Genomic DNA, 17,918 nt, shown 5'->3' on the forward strand with positions numbered 1-17,918 from the left:
CAGCCGCCCCGGCCCGCGTCAGCCCGCGTCAGCCCTCGTCGCCGCGGGCGCGCTCCGCCTGCCGCCTCGCCAGGTAGCGGCTCAGCAGGACCCACCCGCCCGCGACCGGCAGCATCATCAGCGACAGCCCCGCCGCCTTCACCCCGAGCGCCGACAGCCCCGAGAGCACCCACGCGCTCGCGGCGTCCCCGCCGCGGAACGCCACGGTGTCGATGAAGCTCTTCGCCTTGTACTTCTCCTCGCGCGCGACCACCGTGAACAGGATCTCCCGCGCCGGCCGGTCCACCGCGTAGTGGATCGCCCGCCGGAGCCCCTGGAACGCGGCGATCATCCAGATCGTGGGCTGCGCCGCGAGCGCCGCGAACCCGACGCCCGTGACCACCGGGACGACAGCGAGCGCGACACCGAGGCCTACCCGCGTCATGAGCCTCCCGGTCACGAGCACCTGCACGAGGATCGTGATCACGTTCACGGTGAGATCGATCGACGCGAACATCGCGGTCCGCCGCGCGGGATCCATCGATTGCGCGGAGACGATCCGCGCCTGCTCGAAGTAGAGCACCGTCGCGGTCACGGACAGGAAGAGCGTCTGCGCGCAGATCCCGAGCAGGTACGGCGACCGCAGGACGAGCGTCACCCCGCGGAGCGCGCCCCCGCCGATGCGATCCTCCGCCGCGCTCCCGCCGGGCCCCGGCGCGCCGTCGCCGAGCTGACCGGCGAGGCGGTTCAGCCGCCCCACGCAGAGCGCGGCGAGCTCGAGCAGCGCCGCCGACAGCAGGAGGAGGTTCGCTGTCCCGATCTGCCTGGCCTGCGCGGCCGTGATGAACGAGCCGGCGAGCGCGCCGGCGCTGCCGCCGGCCGCGATGAAGCCGAAGAGGCGCTTGCCCTGCTCGCTGCGCCAGAGGTCCGCCATGAACCCCCAGAACACGGACACGGCGAACAGGTTGAAGACGCTCAGCCAGACATAGAAGACCTTGCCCACCTCCGCGCGCGGCGCGCCGAGCGAGAGCAGCCCGAAGAAGACGAGCAGGTTCGACGCGAAGAAGTGATAGACGATCGGGATGAACCGCCGCCGCGGCAAGCGCGCCACGAGCGCGGAGAACGCGGGCACGGCCGCGAGCATCGTCGCGAAGACGGCGGTGAACAGCCAGGGCAGCCTGTCCATCCCGCCGGAGATGCCCATCTCCTCGCGCACGGGGCGCATCACGTAGTAGCTGAACAGGAGACAGAAGAAGTAAGCGAAGCTCCACAGCAGCGCTGCGGCCTCGCCGTCCTTCACCTCGCAGATCCGCCGGAGCAGCGCGGTCGCCGAGCTCAACGGGATACCGCTCTTCCCGGGGCGAGGCCGCGCGGGGCGGGCTCCGTGAGGCGAGGCGGCGGGCGCGGCATCGGCCGAACACTGCATGACAGCGCGCCGCGCATGTCAAGACGACCGCCGCCGGCGGGAGCCGGGGAGAGCGCGGGCGGCTCGACACGACGCTCGCCCTCCGGCGGGACGAGCTCGGGTGGCGCTGTGCGGAGCTGTCCTCGCGCGGTCGAGCCCGGCGACGGCCGGCGGGACATCGATCGCGATACTCATCGGATGAGCAGCGCTCCCGGCGAGAAGCGGCTAAGCTCGGGCCGCGCCAGCCCATGAAGTTCGTCCACGCCGCCGACCTCCACATCGACAGCCCGCTCCGCGGGCTCGACCGTTATCCGGGCGCTCCCGTCGAGCAGATCCGCGGGGCGACGCGCCGCGCGCTCGAGAACCTCGTGAGCCTCTGCCTCACCGAGGAGGTCGACCTCCTGCTCCTCGCGGGCGACATCTACGACGGAGACTGGAAGGACTACAGCACGGGCCTGTTCTTCGCCTCGCAGCTCTCCCGCCTGCGCGCCGCCCGGGTGGAGGTCGTGCTCCTCTACGGCAACCACGACGCCGAGAGCAACATCACCCGTCACCTGGAGCTCCCCGAGAACGCCCGCCGGCTCGACCCCCGCCGCCCCGAGTCGGTCGTGTTCGACCGGCTCGGCGTCGCCGTCCACGGCCAGAGCTTCGCGACCAAGGCCGTCACCGACGATCTCGCGGCGGGCTACCCGGACGCGCACACCGGGCTCTTCAACATCGGCATGCTCCACACCTGCCTGGGCGGCCGCGAGGGCCACGACAACTACGCTCCTTGCAGCCTGAACACCCTGGTCGGCAAGCGATACGACTACTGGGCGCTCGGCCACGTGCACACCCGAGAGGTGCTCTCCGAGGACCCGTACATCGCCTTTCCCGGCAACCTCCAGGGCCGCCACGCCCGCGAGACCGGCGAGAAGGGCGCCCTCCTCGTCACGACGGACGAGGGCCGCATCACCTCCGTCGAGCACCGCGCCCTCGACGTCGTGCGCTGGTGCGCCTGCGAGGTCGATCTCTCCCCGGCCGCGAGCGCCGACGACATCGTGGATCTGACGCGGGAGCAGCTCGAGCAGCGCCTCGCCGAGGCGGACGGGCGCACGCTCGCCGCGCGGGTGATCCTGTGCGGCGCGACCCCCGCCCATGCCGCGCTGCGCGCCGATTTCGAGCGCTGGACGGGGCAGATCCGCGCGATCGCCAACGACCTCGGCGGCGGGCTCTGGATCGAGCGCGTGCTCTCCCGGACGCTCGCCCCGCTCGAGGTGGGCGCGCTCGAGGAGCGGGACGACGCCATCGGCCAGCTCACGCGGTCGCTGCGCGCGCTGCGCGAGGACGAGGCGAGCCTCTCCTCGCTGCTGCGCGAGTTCGCGAGCCTCAAGAACAAGCTCCCCGCCGAGGCGCGCGAGGGCGACGACGCGATCCGCCTCGACGACCCCGCGTTCCTGCGGGAGGCGCTCGACGACGTGGAGCACACGCTGATCTCGCGGCTGCTCGGCGCCGGCGAGTCGCCCTGAGCGCCCGGCGGGCGGGGACCCCGCTCAGCCCGCCGAGCGGGCCGTCCGGGCGTAGGCGCGCAGCACCTCGGCCACGCTCCACGCCTGGGCGACGCACCCGCGGGGCGTGAACGGCGGCTCCGCGTCGAAGATCTCGCTGATCGACCCGGCGCAGGCCTCGTCGAGGTGCGGCGGGAACCCCGCGAGCAGGCTCCGCGCCCCCGCGAGATCGGCGGGGTACACCTTCAGCCAGGCGTCGACGAACGGCCCCATGAGCCACCCCCACACGGTGCCCTGGTGATAGGCCAGGTCCCGCGCGCGGAGGTCGCCGAAATACTTGGGCTTGTAATCCGGGTGCCCCGGGGCGAGCGACCTGAGGCCGACCGGCGTCCACAGCCGCTCCTTGACCTGGTCGACGATCCCCCTCCAGCGGGCGGGATCGAGCACCGGGTTCGGCAGCGAGATCGAGAAGATCTGGTTCGGCCGGAAAGCGTCGTCCGTGCCCTGCTCACCGTCGATCAGATCGTAGAGATACCCCTTCTCCTCGTTCCAGAAGCGCCGGTTGAACGACTCCTTGGCCCTGTCGGCCGCCGCGCTGTAGCGCTGCGACGCGCCCTCATCCTCCGACTCGCGCACCCAGCGCTCCATCAGGCGGAGGGCGTTGTACCAGAGCGCGTTGATCTCCACCGCCTTTCCCCGGCGGGGCGTGACCACGTAATCGCCGACCTTCGCGTCCATCCAGGTGAGCTGGTAGCCCTCCTCGCCCTGGCGGACGAGGCCGTCCTTCGGGTCGACGCCGATCCCGAAGCGCGTCCCGCGGGTGTGGTGCTCGACGATATCGGTCAGCGTGGGGAGGATGAGCCGGAGCGTCTCGCGATCGCCGGTGTACGTCAGGTAGCGATCGAGCGCGTGGAAGAACCAGAGGGTCGCGTCGGCGGTGTGATAGAGCCCGTCGTTCTTGCCCTCCGGGAACATGTTGGGGATGAGCCCGTGCTTCACGTAATGGGCGAACGTGCGCAGGATATAGCCCGCCTCGGTGTGACGCCCGGTGACGAGCGTCAGCCCCTCCAGGCTGATCATCGTGTCGCGGCCCCAGTCGGTGAACCAGTGGTAGCCCGCGATGACGGTGCGCACCTCGTCGCCGCCGGCCCGGGCGCGGGCGGCGTCCTCGACGCGGCCGGCGGGCGTGATGAGGAACTGGTCGGCACCGAAGATGAGCTCCGCCGGCGGTCCGGAGCGGACCTCGGGCGCCGCGGCGAGCAGGAGCCGGGTCCGGCGCTTGCGCTCGGCGCGCTGCACCTCCTCCGTGGAGAGGGCGTTGATCGTCTCCCACGCCTCGGTGGAGGCGACCAGGGTCACGCTGCCCGAGACCGGGAGCTCGAGGCTGAATCGACCCGGGCTGTAGAACTCGCCGACCGCGTCGTACCCGCGGCTCTGCTCGATCCGGTAGCGCACGTTGCGCAGCCGGGCGCTCTCGATCCTGAACTCGGCGCGCGCGCCCTGGACCTGGAGCCGGAGCGGCGGGAGGTCGCTCGGCGAGGCGAGCTCGTAGCGGTCCTCCACCACGGTCAGCGCATAGGGCCCCGCCACCGGTCGATCGAGCGCGCCCTCGTGCGGGCGGAAGTTCACCCACGGCTGGAGCTCGATCCGCACCGGCCCTGCCCCCTTGAGGAGCGTGTACGTGACGTGGACCGTGTTCTGCCCGTGGGGCAGGAGCAGCCGCCGCTCGAAGGCCATCCCCGCGCCCTCGTAGCGCCACACCGGCAGGCCGGCCTCGAGGCGGAACTCCGCGAGATCGATCACCTCCGCCGAGGTCGCGTCGAGCCACGGCTCCTGCCCGCCCACCTGGTACACCTTGCCGTCCGAGGTGACGACGCGGATGCTCAGATCGCTGAGCATCATGGTGCGGCCGAGCGGCGCGGGCAGCGCGGAGATCAGCAGTCCATGGAACCGACGGGTCACCGCGCCGGAGATGGTGCCCGACGCATAACCGCCGAGGCCGTTCGTGACGAGCCACTCCCGCGTGAGCGGGTCCGAGCCGTGCTCCGCGTCGTCGTGCGTGGCGGGGGCGGTGCCCCGGGACCAGACCATCATCCGGCAGATCTCGTCAGCGTACATTCTTCTTGGGCTCCTCAGGGCGAGGGTTGGCGCTCGTCTTCTCGGGCACCGGCTTCCCGACCACGGGGTGGAGGAGGATCGCCGCGTCCCCCGGGATGTGGACGCCATCCTCGGTGATGACAGGTGGACTGCCTTGCCCCCCGTAACGGGGGGATTCGCTGGACCACAACGTCTCCCAGCGGCGCCCCGGCGGCGGGGCGAAGAGCGGCTCCGGCAAGGACCCTCGATGGATGTCCCGCCCGAGGTTGACGAGGAGCAGGCGGTCGTCGCCGTCGTCGCCGAAGTAGCGGAGGAGGAAGGCCTGGTCGGAGAGCACCGCCCCGTCCACGCCGCGCGGGCGCTGGGCCGAGATCACGGGATCGCGCCGGCGCAGCGCGATGAGGTCCGCGTGGAGGGCATAGAGGCCGGCGTTGCGCTCGCGCTCGGAGAAATCGAGCTTGCAGCGCTCGAACGTCGCCGGGTCGGCCGGGTCGTCGAGGCGCGCGCGCACCTCGGGCGCGGCGCATGACGGAAACTGCGCCAGGAACTCCGCCCTGCCCTTGCGCACGAGCGGCGCGAGCTCCTTGTTGTGATCCGCGAAGAAGAGGAACGGCGCCGACGACCCGAACTCCTGCCCTTGAAAGAGCATGGGCGTCCCGGGGGCGAGGAGCAGGAGCGCCGACATCGCCCGGAATTTGCCCGCTCCCGTGAGGTGGTAGAGCCGCTCCCCCTTCGCGGTGTTGGCGACCTGATCGTGGTTCTCCAGGAAGAGGACGAAGCGGGCCGGATCCACGCCGAGCGCCGGCGTGCCCCGCCGCTGCTTCTGCCATTCATAGCGCTGTCCCTGGAAGAGGAACCCGTATTTCAGGGCGGAGATGAACTCCTGGGGCGAGCCCTGGTGATCCGTGTAGTAAGCCTCGTTGTGGCCGGTGAGCGCCACCTTGGCGCTGTGGTGGAAGTCGTCGTTCCACATGGCGTCGAGCCCGTAGCCGCCCCGCTCGGCGGCCCGGATCAGCCACTCTTCCTGCGACTCGTTCTCGGCCACGATGAACGTCGCCTTGCCCCGCGCGGCCTCCCGGACGCGGCGGGAGATCGCGGCGAGGATGTGGTCCTTCGAGCCGTCGTAGATGTTCTGCGTCGCGTCGATCCGGAGCCCGTCGAGGTGGAACTCGTCGATCCAGTAGCCGGCGTTGGCGACGAAGTACTCCCTCACCGCCTCGGATCGCGGGCCGTCGAAGTTGATGGCGGCGCCCCAGTCCGTCTTGTGCCGATCGCTGAAGTAATCCTTGGAGAACTCACCGAGGTAATTGCCGTCCGGGCCGAGGTGGTTGTAGACGACATCGAGGATCACGGCGATCCCGGCGCGGTGCGCCGCGTCGACGAAGCGGCGGAAGTCGTCGGGGCTGCCGTAGAGGCGCGTCGGCGCGAAGAGGTTCACCCCGTCGTAACCCCAGTTGAATCGGCCGGGGACCTCGTTGACCGGCAGCACCTCGATCAACGAGATGCCGATCCTGGCGAGCTCGGGCAGCTCGCGCGTGGCGGCTTCCCAGGTGCCCTCCCGGGTGAAGGTGCCGATGTGCATCTCGTAGACGACTTGCCCCTTCAGCGGGGCGCCCCGGAAGCCGGCGTCGCTCCAGGCGAACACGCCCGGGTCGACCACCTCGGAGGGCCCGTGCGGCCCTTCCGGCTGAGAGCGCGACGCGGGGTCGGGATAGAGCTTCTCGTCGTCGTCGAGCCGGAAGCGGTAGCGGGTGCCGCTCGCGGCGGCGGGGACCAGCCCCGAGAAGTAACCGCCCTCCTCGGCCCGCAGCGCGGCGGCCCCGCCGCTCCCAGGCCCTGCCTCGAGGACGACCTCGACCTTGCGCCGGGCGGGGGCCCAGACCCGGAAGTGCACCCCTTTGCCGGCGACCACCTCCGCGCCCACAGGCAACCGCCTCTCTGTCTTGATTTCCCGCATTGGGATGAATTCTAGATCCAACGCAGGTGACGTCCAGTGCCCAGCGCCGGGTCGGCACACTACGGCTGCTGGTGCACGGTTGTCGACCGCCACGTGCCTTACGGGAAGACCCGAACACAATCAGGAGTGCACCGATGTGGAAGCGGGGCGCCGACGACCGGCGCAGACAGCATCCCGTCTGGTTCGGCGCCAGGGAGCGCCGCACCGAGTCGGGGCCGTTCGCGGCCGCGCACCGGAGCAGGCGGCGCGAAAGGAGGGGATACACCGCGCTCGCATCTGTTGTTCCTCGTCCGGCGCGAGGATCGCGTGAGCAGATCGCTGTGGCGCACAGCGTGCGGCCCCTGTGGCGCACACTGTGCGGCCGCTGTGGCGCACAGCGCGCTCTTTGTGACGCGTGCGGCGCACACAGCAGCGGGCTGGCGGCGGCCGCGGAGAGGAAATGAAACGCGGGGCTCCGCCGCACGCGAAAGGGCGCTGGCACGCCCGCTGCAATCAGCTCTCGGCGCGAGTCGACGCTCAACGCGAGTCGACTCTCAGCGAAAGTCGATCCTCAGCGCGAGTCGACGCGCGACGAGCGAGGATCGACCAATCACGAGCGGTTGCTCACCACGAGGAGATCACCATGGGACATGGCGCCAACATGACAATCAACAACTTCTCACAGTACGACATCCAGGTGGAGGTGGTGCGGAAGCACTGCATCTACCCGCAGAGCCCCGGTGGCGCCGGCGCGCCGGGGATCGACGCCTTCAACGTCAGGCTCCCGCAAGGCGAGACCCGCGCCGGGTACATCGAAAACAAGAACACGTCGACCGGCGGCGACCTGTGCGCCACCGATACGGGGTACGTCGAGCTCTCGTTCACGGTCATGAGAGGCGACGCGCCGGATCCGCGGTACAGGCCGTCCAGCGCGACGATCGCGATCCCGCACGATCACTTCCAGGGCGACCAGAAAAGCCAGGGGGCGGTCAAGGTCGATCTGACCTTCTTGCCCGGGACCCAGGACACGATCTCGGTCGGTCTCAGGGACAACGTCTGACGCTTCTTCCGAGGAGCACGGCGGCGCCAGCGCGGAGGACGAGGACCGGAGCGTGACGACGCCCCGCGTCCTCGTCCTTCGCACCACCATGAACCCAACGCGGAGGACGGCCCATGAGATACGCTGATACCGAAGCATGCCAATCTGGAGGGCACTGCCGCCTCTGCCGCGATCCGGAGAAGGGGCGCGGGTTCCGGCTGGCTGTCCTGCAGGACTTCGAGGTGCCGGGAGGCACCGCCGAATTCGAGTGCCCGCACGGCATCCCGTGGGACACGGACGTCGAGGTGAGCCGGTTCGCGCGGGCCATCGAGCGCGGTCGGGCCACGGCGCATGGGGCCCTGTCCGCGCTCAGGACGTCTCTCGGAGTGGGCCTCTTGCCGCGTCGGGCGGTCGAGGCCAGGCTGGATGTATGTCGCAGGTGCCCCGGCGGCCTCGTGGTCATGCGCGGGGACGACGTCTACACGTGCGGCAAGCTGCTCGAGATCCACAGGGAGCAGGGGCGCTCGACGTGCGGGTGTGTTCTGCGATTGAAGGCCGCCGACGCCGAGGAGGACTGCCCCAACGGATGGTGGCCGCGAGGCGGGTAGCGATCGCGCCAGGCGCGCTGGCTTCGCATCCTCTTCGACCAGCTCGCGCTACGGGTGGGCGATGACCACGAGCGTGCGCGCGCGCCGGAGCACGCAGCGCAGCGCGCGCTCCAGCGTCTCGGGGTCGAGCGCCGCGAAGCTCTCGTCGAGCACGACGACCTCCGCGCCCTGGAGCAGCGCGCGCGCGATGTAGAGCCGGCTCCGCTCGCCGTGCGAGAGCTGCCAGCCCGTCTCGCCGACGAGCTGCTCCAGCCCTCCCGGCATCCGCTCGAGCAGCTCGCCGAGGCCGAGCTCGTGGCAGATCTCCTCCGCCTCCGCGAGGTCGACGGGCCTGGGCGGCCAGCGCCTGCCCATCAGCAGGTTGTACGCGAACGTCCCGGCGAGGACGTGGTTCTCGTGGAACTGCGGCGCCGCCGCCACGCGGCGGCGCCACGCGGCGGCGCCCAGCATGTGGCGGTCGAGCCCGTTCAGCAGGAGCAGCCCCGCGTCGGGCGCGCGCAGCCCCGAGAGCAGGGCGCTCAGCGTCGACTTCCCTCCCCCCGAGGGCCCCTCGAGCAAGACGCGATCGCCCGCCGCGATCCGCAGCGAGACGTCCGTCACGGCGGGGCGCGCCCTGCCCTTGTGCCGGAACGACAGCTCGTGCGCCTCCAGGACCGGCGCGCGGACCTCCGCGTCTCCCGCGCTGTCCGGGCCGGCCGCGACCTCCGCCGCGCGGGCTGGCGACCGCCCCGCGTCGGGCGGCAGGGGCGGCGGCGGCGCCGCGCCGCGGGAGGCGGCATGGAAGAGCGTGGAGACCTGCTCCCACGCGATCGCCGCGCTGGCGAGGCTCGACAGGCCGGCCGACAGGCCCTGGAGCGAGCGGCTCGCGAGCAGGACGCCCCCCAGCGCCACCGCGTACGCCGCGGTGGAGCCGGAGCCCGCGAGGAACGGCGGCAACAGGCCGACGATGCCCGCCATGAGCCAGCCCCGCGGCATCAGCGCGCCGATCTCGATCTGGCTCCTGTCGAGCTCGCGCGATCGCAGCAGGTACTGCGCGAGCGCCTCGTCCTCGCCGTGGTGCCAGCGGCCGTGGCGCTCCTGGGCGAGGCGGGTCCGGTGGCCGACAAGGCGCTCGATGAGGTCGTGGGTCATCGCGAGCCGCGCGGCGGTCCAGCGCGCGCGCCGCCGGTAGAACCGCACGCAGAGCGCGAGCACCAGCGCCGCCCAGGCGACGAGCAGGAGCGCGTGGGTCGCGCCGGCCGCCCCCTGGGCGAGCACGACCGCCGCCGCGGCGAGCTCGAACGCCGAGGCGACGGCCGCGACGCCGCCGCCCATCGCGAGCGCCTCGATCGCCTCGGACTCGATCACGCGGCCGAGGAAGCGGCCTGCGCCCTCGCTGCGCACCTCCTCGGCGTCGAGCGCGAGCGCGCCCGCGAGCAGGCGCTGCTTGATCAGCGCGCTCGAGTCGATCGCGGCCAGGCCGGACAGCCACGCCATGAGCTGGCGCAGCGGGACCACGGTCGCGAGCAGCAGCGCGCCGGCGACGAGCCACCCCTCGTCGAGGTGGTCGTCGAGGATGCTGCGCCCCACGGTCGTCCACACGAGGATCCAGAGCGTGTAGGCCGCGCCGTGGGCGACGAGCAGGCCGAGCAGGCGGCGCGGGATCCGCGCGGCCGCGACCTGCCGCCGGAACGACGCGCCCGGCGGCAGGCGCAGGCTCCAGATGCCGTCGAGGATCACCGGCCCGAGGCGCTCGCGGAGCAGGGCCCGCCGCGCGCGCCCGAGCCGGCGCGGCCGCACGCCGGCGCGCGCGAGGACGCGATCGATCTCCGGGAGCACCTGCGCCTCGAGCGGGCGGGAGACGTGGCCGGCGATCGCCGCAACGGGCACGCGCGCCGTGGAGCGGTCGGCCCGGAGCACCAGGACGTCCCGCCCCCTGCGCCCCGCGACGGCGAGGAAGCGGGGCGCCTCGCCGCCGCGCAGCCACACGAGCGCGGGCGCGACGCCGAGGAGCGCGGCGTCGATCTCGTCGTAGCGCGCCGCGATCGGCTCCGCCTCGACGCCGAGGTAGCCCGCGGCCTGCTCGATCCACGCCCCGAGCGCGTCCGCGCTGCGGAGGTGTCCGGCGGTCGGGACGGGCGCCGCGACGGCGCGTGGGCGGAGGCCGCCCTGCAGCGCGAGCGCCTCGAGCGCGTCGCCGAGGCGCTCGGCCGGCCACTCGATCGCGCCGAGCGCGTCGACCGCCTCGTCCGGCCGATCGCCCCACCCGCGCAGCGCCTCCGCCGTCATCCCCGCTCGCCCTCGGCCGACGACGCCGCCCCCTCGGCGATCCGCCCGCGCACGACCTTCAGCCTGCGCCACCCGCCGCTCGACCAGAGCCCTCGTTGCACGGCCGCCTCGGCGTCCAGCAGCGCCCGGTAGCGTGAGCCGGGGCGCGCCGCGAGCTCGGCGGGCGCCCCGTCCTCGACGACGCGCCCGCCGTCCACGACCAGCACGCGCTCGAACGCGCGTGTCTCGCCGACGTCGTGGGTGACGCACAGGAGCGTCGCGCGACGAAAGCGCCGCCGCGCCCGGGCGAGCAGCGCCCGGCGGCGCTCCCGGTCGAGGCCGCGGAACGGCTCGTCGAGGATCGCGAGCCGCGCCTCGCTCCGCATCATCGCCCGACCGAAGCGCACGCGCTGCCCCTCGCCGCCGGAGACGAGCCCTCCGCCCTCGCCGAGCAGGGTCTTCTGCCCTTCCGGCAGCCGCTCCAGCACCTCGCGCAGCTCGGCCTCCTCGACGACAGGGCCGAAGTCGGCCGCGTCGTCGGGCGCGCCGTAGCGAAGGTTGTCGAGGAACGACCGGTTCCAGATCTGGACCGCCGGATCGACCCACGCGGTCTCCTCGCGCAGCGCGCGCAGCCGCTCGCCGTCGAGCGGGCGGCCGTCGACGAGCACCCGCCCCTCGCTCGCCCGGTGCCACCCGAGCAGCACCCCGACGAGGCTCGACTTCCCCGCGCCCGACGCCCCCACGATCGCCACGTGGCTGCCCGCCGCGATCTCGAGATCCACCCCGTCGAGGATCACGTGCCCGGCGGCCTGGATGCGCACGCGCTCGAAGGCGATCGCGCAGCCCGCGCCCCCGGCGCCGGCCTGCGCTGGCGGCGCCGCGCCGGGCGCGTCGCCCGCGCGCGACTCCTCCGGCGCGCCGAGCGGCTCGAGCAGGCGCAGCGCCGTGTTGCGGTGCGCCGGGTACTGGAGCAGCGTGCTCGCGAGCGCCTGCCCGATGGCCGGCAGCGCGAGGGCCCAGTAGAAGAGCAGGAGCGCCCGCGAGAGCGCGCCCCCGCGGGCGAGGAAGTCGCCGAGGATCCACGCGGCGAGCGCGAAGCCGAGCAGCGCCTGCGCCCCGTCGACGGCGAGGGCCGCGCGGAGCAGCGCGCGGCCGGCGAGCGCCCACTCCCCGAGCAGGCCCGCGTGCTGGCGCCGCACGGCCCGCTCCGCCGCGTGCGCCCGGATCGGCACGAGGCCGAGGAGCGCGTCGAGGTAGAAGCTCGTGAGCGCGCCGGCGTGGGTGCGGACGCGCAGGTCGCGCTCGACGAGCACGCGGCTCCCCGCGAGCGGCAGCGCCAGCGCCAGCGCGGCGCACGGCACGGCGAGGCGCGCGCTCGCGGGATCGATCCAGGCGATCGCCGCCGTGGTGACCGCGAGATCGAGCGCCGAGCGCGCGAGCTGGCCGCCGAACGCCGGCAGGCCGCGGAGCACGTGCAGGCTGTGACCGCGCTGCGCCATGTCCGAGGCCGGACGGCTGTGGAAGTAGCGATCGCCGATGCGCGGGATCTTCGCGAGGAACGCCATCCGCAGCCGGACCTCGAGGTGGCGCCCGAGCCGGATCACCCCCGTGGTCAGCGAGAGATCGATGGCGAGCTCCACCGCGAGGAACATGGCGAGGGCGCCGAGGGCGGCGAGGCGCTGCTCGAACAGCGCGAGATCATTGGAGATCTGGAGCAACCCACGGAAGAGGAGGCTCTCCAGCACCACCGTCGCGACGCTGAGCGCGAGCGCGCCGGCGAGCACCGCGGGCGTCAGCAGCCCGTCCTCGCGGATCATCCGGAGGAGCTCGCGCCCGGGCCTGGCCTTTCGCTCCGCGAGGGCGGCGGCGAGGTCGGGGGAGAGGCGCACGCCGGCGTGAGCGGTCGCCCCGTCGGGGGGCGGCGGCGCGGGGGCGGCGGCCCGCGGCGCGCCGCCGCGCCCTGCCGGGGCGCTGGCGTGGATGGCCGGGCGCCGCCCGCGGATCCGCACGAGCACGGCGCCCCGCGCGACGACGAGCTCCTCTCCGCGCGGGCCGGCCGGCCCTTGGCGCGCCGTCCAGAAGGCGGGCGGGATCCTCTCCTCCCCTGCGGCCTCGGGCCCCTGCTCGAGCAGCGCGCCCAGCACGCGCGCGGCCTCGCGACCGCGGCCGAGGCCGCCGGAGCGCACGAGCGACGTCACCAGGCGCGCGCCGGCGTCGAGCGCCGCGATCGCGCGCCACCCCGGGTCCGAGAGCGCCGCCTCGAGCGGCCGCGTCCCCGCGCCGAGCCAGGCGAGCCGGCGCCCGAGCGGCCGCGTGAACCCGTCGCTCGCCGCCCAGGCGCGGAAGTCCGCCGCGGGCATGGGCAGCTCGTGCTGGTAGAGCTCGCCCTCGAGCTGCCGTCGCGTGAGCCAGCGCCGCCCCGTGCCCGGGTCCATGACCTGCACCAGGCCGCCGTGCCGGCGCCAGATCACGACGATGTGCAGCGGCCCGGTCGACTGCCGCACGATCGCCAGCGCCGGCAGCGCCTGGGCCTCGTCGAGCAGCACGTGCTCGATCGGGACGAGGATCTGCTGGGCCACGAGCCCGAGCTGCTCCGCGAGGTCCTCCAGCGTGTCGATGGATGTGCCGTCGACGTCCGTCTGGCAGGCCTCGCGCAGGCGCCCGTAGCTCACGCCGATGCCGAAGCCCTCGAGCACGCACTTGAGCGCGGCCGGCCCGCAATCCATCGCCGACGTCTGCACGACCTCCGGCGCGAGGAGCCTCCGCTGCGGGCCCGACGCTCGGCGATGGGGCTCGGCGCGCGCCGCTCGCTCCGGCGCGGCCTCCGACGCGGCCTCCGACGCGGACTGGGCCGGCGCGGATCGGGGATCGGCGCCCGTCGTCCCTCCCTTCACCCGCCCGCTCCGCCGCGGACCCTCACGATCTGCCCTGCGGCCCGCAGCACGAGCGAGGCCGGCGAGACGCGCTCCGTCTCGATGACGACGCTGCCGGGGAGCCCGTGCTGCATCGGGATCGGCGACGCCGGATCGGGGCGCACGCCGAGCTCCACGCGGATGCGGCCCTCCTGCGTCTCGCTGGCGACGCGCTCGACCGTGGTCGACAGGGTGCCGTACTCGGTCCACGGGAACGCATCGAGGCGCAGGCGTCCCTCCTGCCCCGCGCTGATCCGGCCGACGGACGAGGGCGGGAACTCCGCGATCACCCGGAGCTCGCCGGGCGGCACGACGGCGGCCACGACGTCTCCTTCGCGCACGTAGGAGCCGGCCCGCAGCACCGTGATCTCGCCGACGCGGCCGGCGATCGGCGAGCGGATCTTGCGCCGCTCGATCTCGGCGAGCAGCCCCTTGATCGCCGCCTCCAGCACGAGCCGCTCGCCCTCGAGCGACGCGGCCTCGCGGTCGAGCCGCGCGAGCTCGGCCTCCTGCTCGCCTTGCCCGGCGCGCCGCTCGACGTAGGCCCGCGCGGCGGCGCGGTCCAGCGCCTCGGTCGCCGAGCGCCTCGACAGCGCCTCGGCCGCGAGCCGCGCCGCGTCGGCCTCCGACACGAGCCCGTCCTGCCGCAGGCGCACGGCCCGCTCCGCCTCGAGCTCCTGGAAGCGCGCGCCCGCCTCGGCCTCCCGGATCCGCGCCTTCGCCTCGTCGACGTGCGCGCGCGCCGCCTCTGCCCCGTCGCGCAGCGCCCGCGCCCGCGCCGCGATCTCGGCCCGGAGCGGCCCCACCTGCCCGGCGATCGCCTCGAGCCGGGCCTGCTTGTCGTCGATCTCGCGGCGGAGCGGCTCCACGTCGAGCTCGATCAGGACGTCGCCCGCGGCGATCTCGGCCCCGAGGTCGAGGTGGACCGCGGCGACCCTCCCGTCGAGCGGCGCCTCGACCCGGTGCGCCGCCTGCCCCACCTCGAGGCGCGCGCTCACGCTCGCCTCGTACCGCCCGACGCGGGCGAGGAAGAACCACGCGAGCCAGGCTCCGAGCAGGAGCGCCCCGAGCGCGGCGCCGGCGATCGAGCCGCGGTGGCCGTCGGTTGCGATCGCGTGGATCGAGCGTGAGAACCCGGCGGGCATGGGTGGTCTCGCAAAGTACCACGGGCGAAGCAGGCTCAGGAAGTCACGCCCCTCGCCCGGGTGACGTCATCGAACATAGCAAAACTTAACGTGCAATGCGGGTCACCTCGATGAATCCTTCCTCGGCGGCTCCGCCGCATTGCAATCCATTCATCTGGAGGTTTCCATGTCCGATATCGATCGTGATCCCGAGCAGACCGAACAAGCCGAGCAGGTCCCCTTCTTCGCTCGCTTCCTGGAAGATCAGAAGCGCGTCCGGACCGGCGTCAAAGCCGGCGGGGACCCCGTGACGATGAAGTACCCCTCGGACAACGAGGATGGCAACGGCGGTCACGTCACGCTCAAGTACCCCTCCGACAGCGACGAAGACGTGAACGTGAAGTGAGCCGCGAGCAGCGCGCCGCGGATCACGCGATCGGCGCGGCGCGCAACGCTGCGCGCCCCCACGAAACGACACTCGCCCACACGCGACCAGGCGCAACACTACTCAACACTACTTAACAAGAGCACAGCGGGCCCCCGCGATCGTGCACGGTCGTGAAAGACAGCCGCAGCAGCGGAATCATACCGCCGCGATCGCACCCAGGGTGTCCGTGGACTTGCGCGTGGCGTGGCTGCCATTTAAATAGGATCTCTTCTCTTCGGCAGGTCCGCCGAAGCAATCTGGAGGTTTCTTATGGCTGATGTCGTTCGCCGTGAACCCGAGCAGCAGGAGCAGGGAGAGAATGCCGAGGAGGTGCCCTTCTTCGCTCGCTTCCTCGAAGATCAGAAGCGCGTGCGGACCGGCGTCAAGGCCGGCAAGCCCGCCCAGACGATGAAGTACCCCTCCGACAACGAGGACGGCGGCGGGGGAGGAGACCCCATCGCCACCACGATGAAGTACCCGTCGGACAGCGACGAGATCTGAGCGTCGCATGAGCCGCCCGCGCCCTTGCGAGAGAGGCATCCTGACGTGACGACCGCGGGCGCAAGCGTCCTCCTGGTCTCGCATTCCCAGGACGACTTCGGGATCGGGCGCGTGGCGGACGCGCTGCGACGGCGCGGCGCTCGCCCCGTCCGCCTGAACGTCGACCGGTTCCCTCGCGACCTCACCCTCTCGACGGCGCTCGGGGCAGGCGGCGTGCGCCGCCGCCTGGAGGACGCCGGGGCCGCGGTCGGTGGAGACGAGATCTCCGCCGTCTGGCTCCGGCGCCTCTGGGCGCCGAGCCTCGGCGAGGGCATCCCCGAGGAGTACCGCGCCGCCTGCGTGCGCGAGTCGATGGCGGCGCTGATCGGCTGGCTGCGCGGGCTGCCCGCGCGGCGATGGATCAACGAGCCGGCGGCCGAGGAGCGCGCCCAGGACAAGCTGCGCCAGCTCGCGGCGGCCGCGTCGGTCGGCCTGCGCATCCCCGAGACGCTCGTGACGAACGACGCGGCCGAGGTCCGCGCCTTCTTCGCGCGCCTCGGCGGGAGCGTCGTCGCCAAGATGCTCACGCCGTTCTCGATGAGCCTCGCGGGCGGCGCGCCCTTCGTGTTCACGCACGCCGTCTCGGCGGCCGATCTCGACGCCCTCTCGGGCCTGCGCCAGAGCCCCATGGTCTTCCAGGAGCGCATCCCCAAGGCGCGCGAGCTGCGCGTCGTCTGGGTCGACGGCCGGTGCTTCCCCGGCGCGCTCGACGCCTCCCGCTACGAGTCGATCGCGGTCGACTGGCGCCACCCCTCCGTCAGCGAGGCCGGCATCGGGTGGGAGCAGGACGCTCTCCCGCCCGACGTCGAGGCGCAGCTCGGCGCGCTCCTGCGCGCGCTCGGCCTGGTCTTCGGTGCCGTCGACCTCATCCGGACGCCGGACGGGGAGCACGTCTTTCTCGAGGTCAACCCCGCCGGCGAGTGGGGCATGCTGGAGCGGGATCTCGGCCTGCCGATCGCCGATGCGCTGGCGGAGGCGCTGCTCGCTCCGAAGGAGAACCCGTGACGGTCCTCATCATCACGCACAGCCAGGATAACGAGTGCGTCGACCGCGTCGCCGCCGCGATCGCCGAGCTGGGCGGCCGGGCCTTCCGCTTCGACACCGACGCTTTCCCGCAGGGGGCGCGGCTCGCGCTGGCCTCGGGGCCCGGCGCCGGCCGCTCCACGCTGCGCGCGCCGGGCGCCGGGGCGGGCGAGCTCGATCTCGGCGACGTGACCGCGGTCTGGTATCGCCGGGTCGCTCACGGCGGCGGGCTGCCCACGTCGATGGACCCGCAGCTCCGGAGCGCGTCGATCCAGGAGGCGAAGCAGACCGTGGAGGGCATGCTGGCGGCGCTCCGCGTCCCGCAGGTCGACCCCCTGCCGGCGGTGCGCTTCGCGTCGAACAAGCAGGTGCAGCTCGACATCGCGCGCGAGGTCGGGCTCGACACGCCGCGCACGCTCACCACCAACGACGAAGGCGCGGCGCGGGCCTTCGCCGCCGCCTGTCCGGGCGGGGTGATCGCCAAGATGCTCTCGTCGTTCGCCGTCTACCGCGGCGGCGAGGAGCACGTGGTCTTCACGAACGCCCTCGGGGCCGAGGACCTCGCGGACATGCGGGGGCTCTCGCTCTGCCCGATGACGTTCCAGGAGAAGATCCCGAAGGCGCGCGAGCTGCGGGTGACGGTCGTCGGCGAGCGCGTCTTCGCGGCCTCGGTCGACTCGCAGGCGGCGCCCGGCGCCGAGGTCGACTGGCGGCGGCAGGGGATCGAGCTCATCGACACGTGGCGGAAAGACGCGCTCCCGCCCGACGTCGAGGCCGGGGTGCTCCGGCTCATGGATCAGCTCGGCCTCAACTACGGCGCCATCGACATCCTCCGCACGCCGGACGGACGGCACGTCTTCCTCGAGGTCAATCCTTCCGGCGAGTTCTTCTGGCTGGAGAGGACCCCCGGGCTCCCGATCAGCGAAGCGATCGCCGAGGTGCTGCTCGGCAAGGCGCCGCGCCGCGGCTCGTGGAGCGCCTTCCTGCACCCCGCGGCGACGCCGCGCCGCTGAGGCCGACGCACCGTCGGCCTGCCTGCCGTCTCCGGCACGGCCCGCCTGCCATCTCGAGCGAACGGACAGCGTCAGCGCTGC

At 73.1% G+C, this 17,918-nt stretch carries 13 protein-coding genes; 7 read left to right on the forward strand and 6 right to left on the reverse strand.

Annotated elements, in window-relative coordinates:
- Window positions 1-28 precede the first annotated feature (28 nt).
- Complete coding sequence (locus WME96_RS37140) at window positions 29-1,318, reverse strand: NTP/NDP exchange transporter (RefSeq protein ID WP_437286311.1); 1,290 nt, start codon at window positions 1,316-1,318, stop codon at window positions 29-31.
- A gap of 314 nt (window positions 1,319-1,632) precedes the next feature.
- On the opposite strand from WME96_RS37140, the gene WME96_RS37145 reads away from it, so the two are divergent.
- Window positions 1,633-2,892: a metallophosphoesterase family protein gene (locus WME96_RS37145; protein ID WP_433929482.1), complete on the forward strand. Its 1,260-nt coding sequence runs from the start codon at window positions 1,633-1,635 to the stop codon at window positions 2,890-2,892.
- A 24-nt stretch (window positions 2,893-2,916) separates the two neighbouring features.
- Here the strand turns inward: WME96_RS37145 and WME96_RS37150 are convergent, their stop codons facing one another.
- Both WME96_RS37150 and treZ read right to left on the reverse strand, forming a co-directional pair.
- Window positions 2,917-4,989 carry an amylo-alpha-1,6-glucosidase gene (locus WME96_RS37150; RefSeq protein ID WP_437286312.1) on the reverse strand — a complete coding sequence of 691 codons (2,073 nt, stop codon included), beginning with the start codon at window positions 4,987-4,989 and terminating at the stop codon, window positions 2,917-2,919.
- Window positions 4,979-6,925: a malto-oligosyltrehalose trehalohydrolase gene (gene treZ, locus WME96_RS37155; RefSeq protein ID WP_437286313.1), complete on the reverse strand. Its 1,947-nt coding sequence runs from the start codon at window positions 6,923-6,925 to the stop codon at window positions 4,979-4,981. Before treZ ends, WME96_RS37150 begins: the two co-directional genes overlap by 11 nt.
- 622 nt (window positions 6,926-7,547) lie before the next feature.
- On the opposite strand from treZ, the gene WME96_RS37160 reads away from it, so the two are divergent.
- Together WME96_RS37160 and WME96_RS37165 are read left to right on the forward strand one after the other, a co-directional pair.
- Window positions 7,548-7,964, forward strand: a complete 417-nt coding sequence (locus WME96_RS37160; RefSeq protein WP_437286314.1) for a hypothetical protein — start codon at window positions 7,548-7,550, stop codon at window positions 7,962-7,964.
- 113 nt (window positions 7,965-8,077) lie between these two features.
- Window positions 8,078-8,551: a hypothetical protein gene (locus tag WME96_RS37165; protein WP_437286315.1), complete on the forward strand. Its 474-nt coding sequence runs from the start codon at window positions 8,078-8,080 to the stop codon at window positions 8,549-8,551.
- A 48-nt stretch (window positions 8,552-8,599) separates the two neighbouring features.
- Here the strand turns inward: WME96_RS37165 and WME96_RS37170 are convergent, their stop codons facing one another.
- From WME96_RS37170 to WME96_RS37180, 3 genes are read right to left on the reverse strand one after another with little or no spacing between them, the layout of a single operon-like run.
- Window positions 8,600-10,819, reverse strand: coding sequence for an ATP-binding cassette domain-containing protein (locus WME96_RS37170; protein WP_437286316.1), 2,220 nt, complete (start codon window positions 10,817-10,819; stop codon window positions 8,600-8,602).
- On the reverse strand, window positions 10,816-13,692 hold the full coding sequence (locus WME96_RS37175) for an ATP-binding cassette domain-containing protein (protein ID WP_437286317.1): 2,877 nt from the start codon (window positions 13,690-13,692) through the stop codon (window positions 10,816-10,818). Before WME96_RS37175 ends, WME96_RS37170 begins: the two co-directional genes overlap by 4 nt.
- On the reverse strand, window positions 13,689-14,855 hold the full coding sequence (locus WME96_RS37180) for an HlyD family secretion protein (RefSeq protein ID WP_437286318.1): 1,167 nt from the start codon (window positions 14,853-14,855) through the stop codon (window positions 13,689-13,691). Before WME96_RS37180 ends, WME96_RS37175 begins: the two co-directional genes overlap by 4 nt.
- 166 nt (window positions 14,856-15,021) lie before the next feature.
- Between WME96_RS37180 and WME96_RS37185 the strand changes: the two genes are divergently transcribed.
- From WME96_RS37185 to WME96_RS37200, 4 genes are all read left to right on the forward strand, one after another.
- Window positions 15,022-15,240, forward strand: a complete 219-nt coding sequence (locus WME96_RS37185) for a microviridin/marinostatin family tricyclic proteinase inhibitor (RefSeq protein WP_437286319.1) — start codon at window positions 15,022-15,024, stop codon at window positions 15,238-15,240.
- A gap of 291 nt (window positions 15,241-15,531) precedes the next feature.
- On the forward strand, window positions 15,532-15,762 hold the full coding sequence (locus WME96_RS37190; protein WP_437286320.1) for a microviridin/marinostatin family tricyclic proteinase inhibitor: 231 nt from the start codon (window positions 15,532-15,534) through the stop codon (window positions 15,760-15,762).
- 45 nt (window positions 15,763-15,807) lie between these two features.
- Window positions 15,808-16,806 carry an MvdC family ATP-grasp ribosomal peptide maturase gene (locus WME96_RS37195; RefSeq protein ID WP_437286321.1) on the forward strand — a complete coding sequence of 333 codons (999 nt, stop codon included), beginning with the start codon at window positions 15,808-15,810 and terminating at the stop codon, window positions 16,804-16,806.
- Window positions 16,803-17,837 (forward strand): MvdD family ATP-grasp ribosomal peptide maturase, encoded by a 1,035-nt coding sequence (locus WME96_RS37200; protein ID WP_437286322.1) that lies wholly within the window; start codon window positions 16,803-16,805, stop codon window positions 17,835-17,837. Before WME96_RS37195 ends, WME96_RS37200 begins: the two co-directional genes overlap by 4 nt.
- The last annotated feature ends 81 nt before the right edge of the window (window positions 17,838-17,918 follow it).

Source organism: Sorangium sp. So ce406, assembly GCF_051474675.1.
GTDB classification, from domain to species: Bacteria; Myxococcota_A; Polyangia; order Polyangiales; family Polyangiaceae; genus Sorangium; species Sorangium cellulosum_G.

Bases quoted from the DNA above. Each gene is read 5' to 3' on its own strand.
- WME96_RS37185 (WP_437286319.1), top strand. From the start codon at position 15,022: ATGTCCGATATCGATCGTGATCCCGAGCAGACCGAACAAGCCGAGCAG.
- WME96_RS37180 (WP_437286318.1), bottom strand. From the start codon at position 14,855: ATGCCCGCCGGGTTCTCACGCTCGATCCACGCGATCGCAACCGACGGC.
- WME96_RS37160 (WP_437286314.1), top strand. From the start codon at position 7,548: ATGGGACATGGCGCCAACATGACAATCAACAACTTCTCACAGTACGAC.
- treZ (WP_437286313.1), bottom strand. From the start codon at position 6,925: ATGCGGGAAATCAAGACAGAGAGGCGGTTGCCTGTGGGCGCGGAGGTG.
- WME96_RS37165 (WP_437286315.1), top strand. From the start codon at position 8,078: ATGAGATACGCTGATACCGAAGCATGCCAATCTGGAGGGCACTGCCGC.
- WME96_RS37170 (WP_437286316.1), bottom strand. From the start codon at position 10,819: ATGACGGCGGAGGCGCTGCGCGGGTGGGGCGATCGGCCGGACGAGGCG.
- WME96_RS37190 (WP_437286320.1), top strand. From the start codon at position 15,532: ATGGCTGATGTCGTTCGCCGTGAACCCGAGCAGCAGGAGCAGGGAGAG.
- WME96_RS37145 (WP_433929482.1), top strand. From the start codon at position 1,633: ATGAAGTTCGTCCACGCCGCCGACCTCCACATCGACAGCCCGCTCCGC.
- WME96_RS37150 (WP_437286312.1), bottom strand. From the start codon at position 4,989: ATGTACGCTGACGAGATCTGCCGGATGATGGTCTGGTCCCGGGGCACC.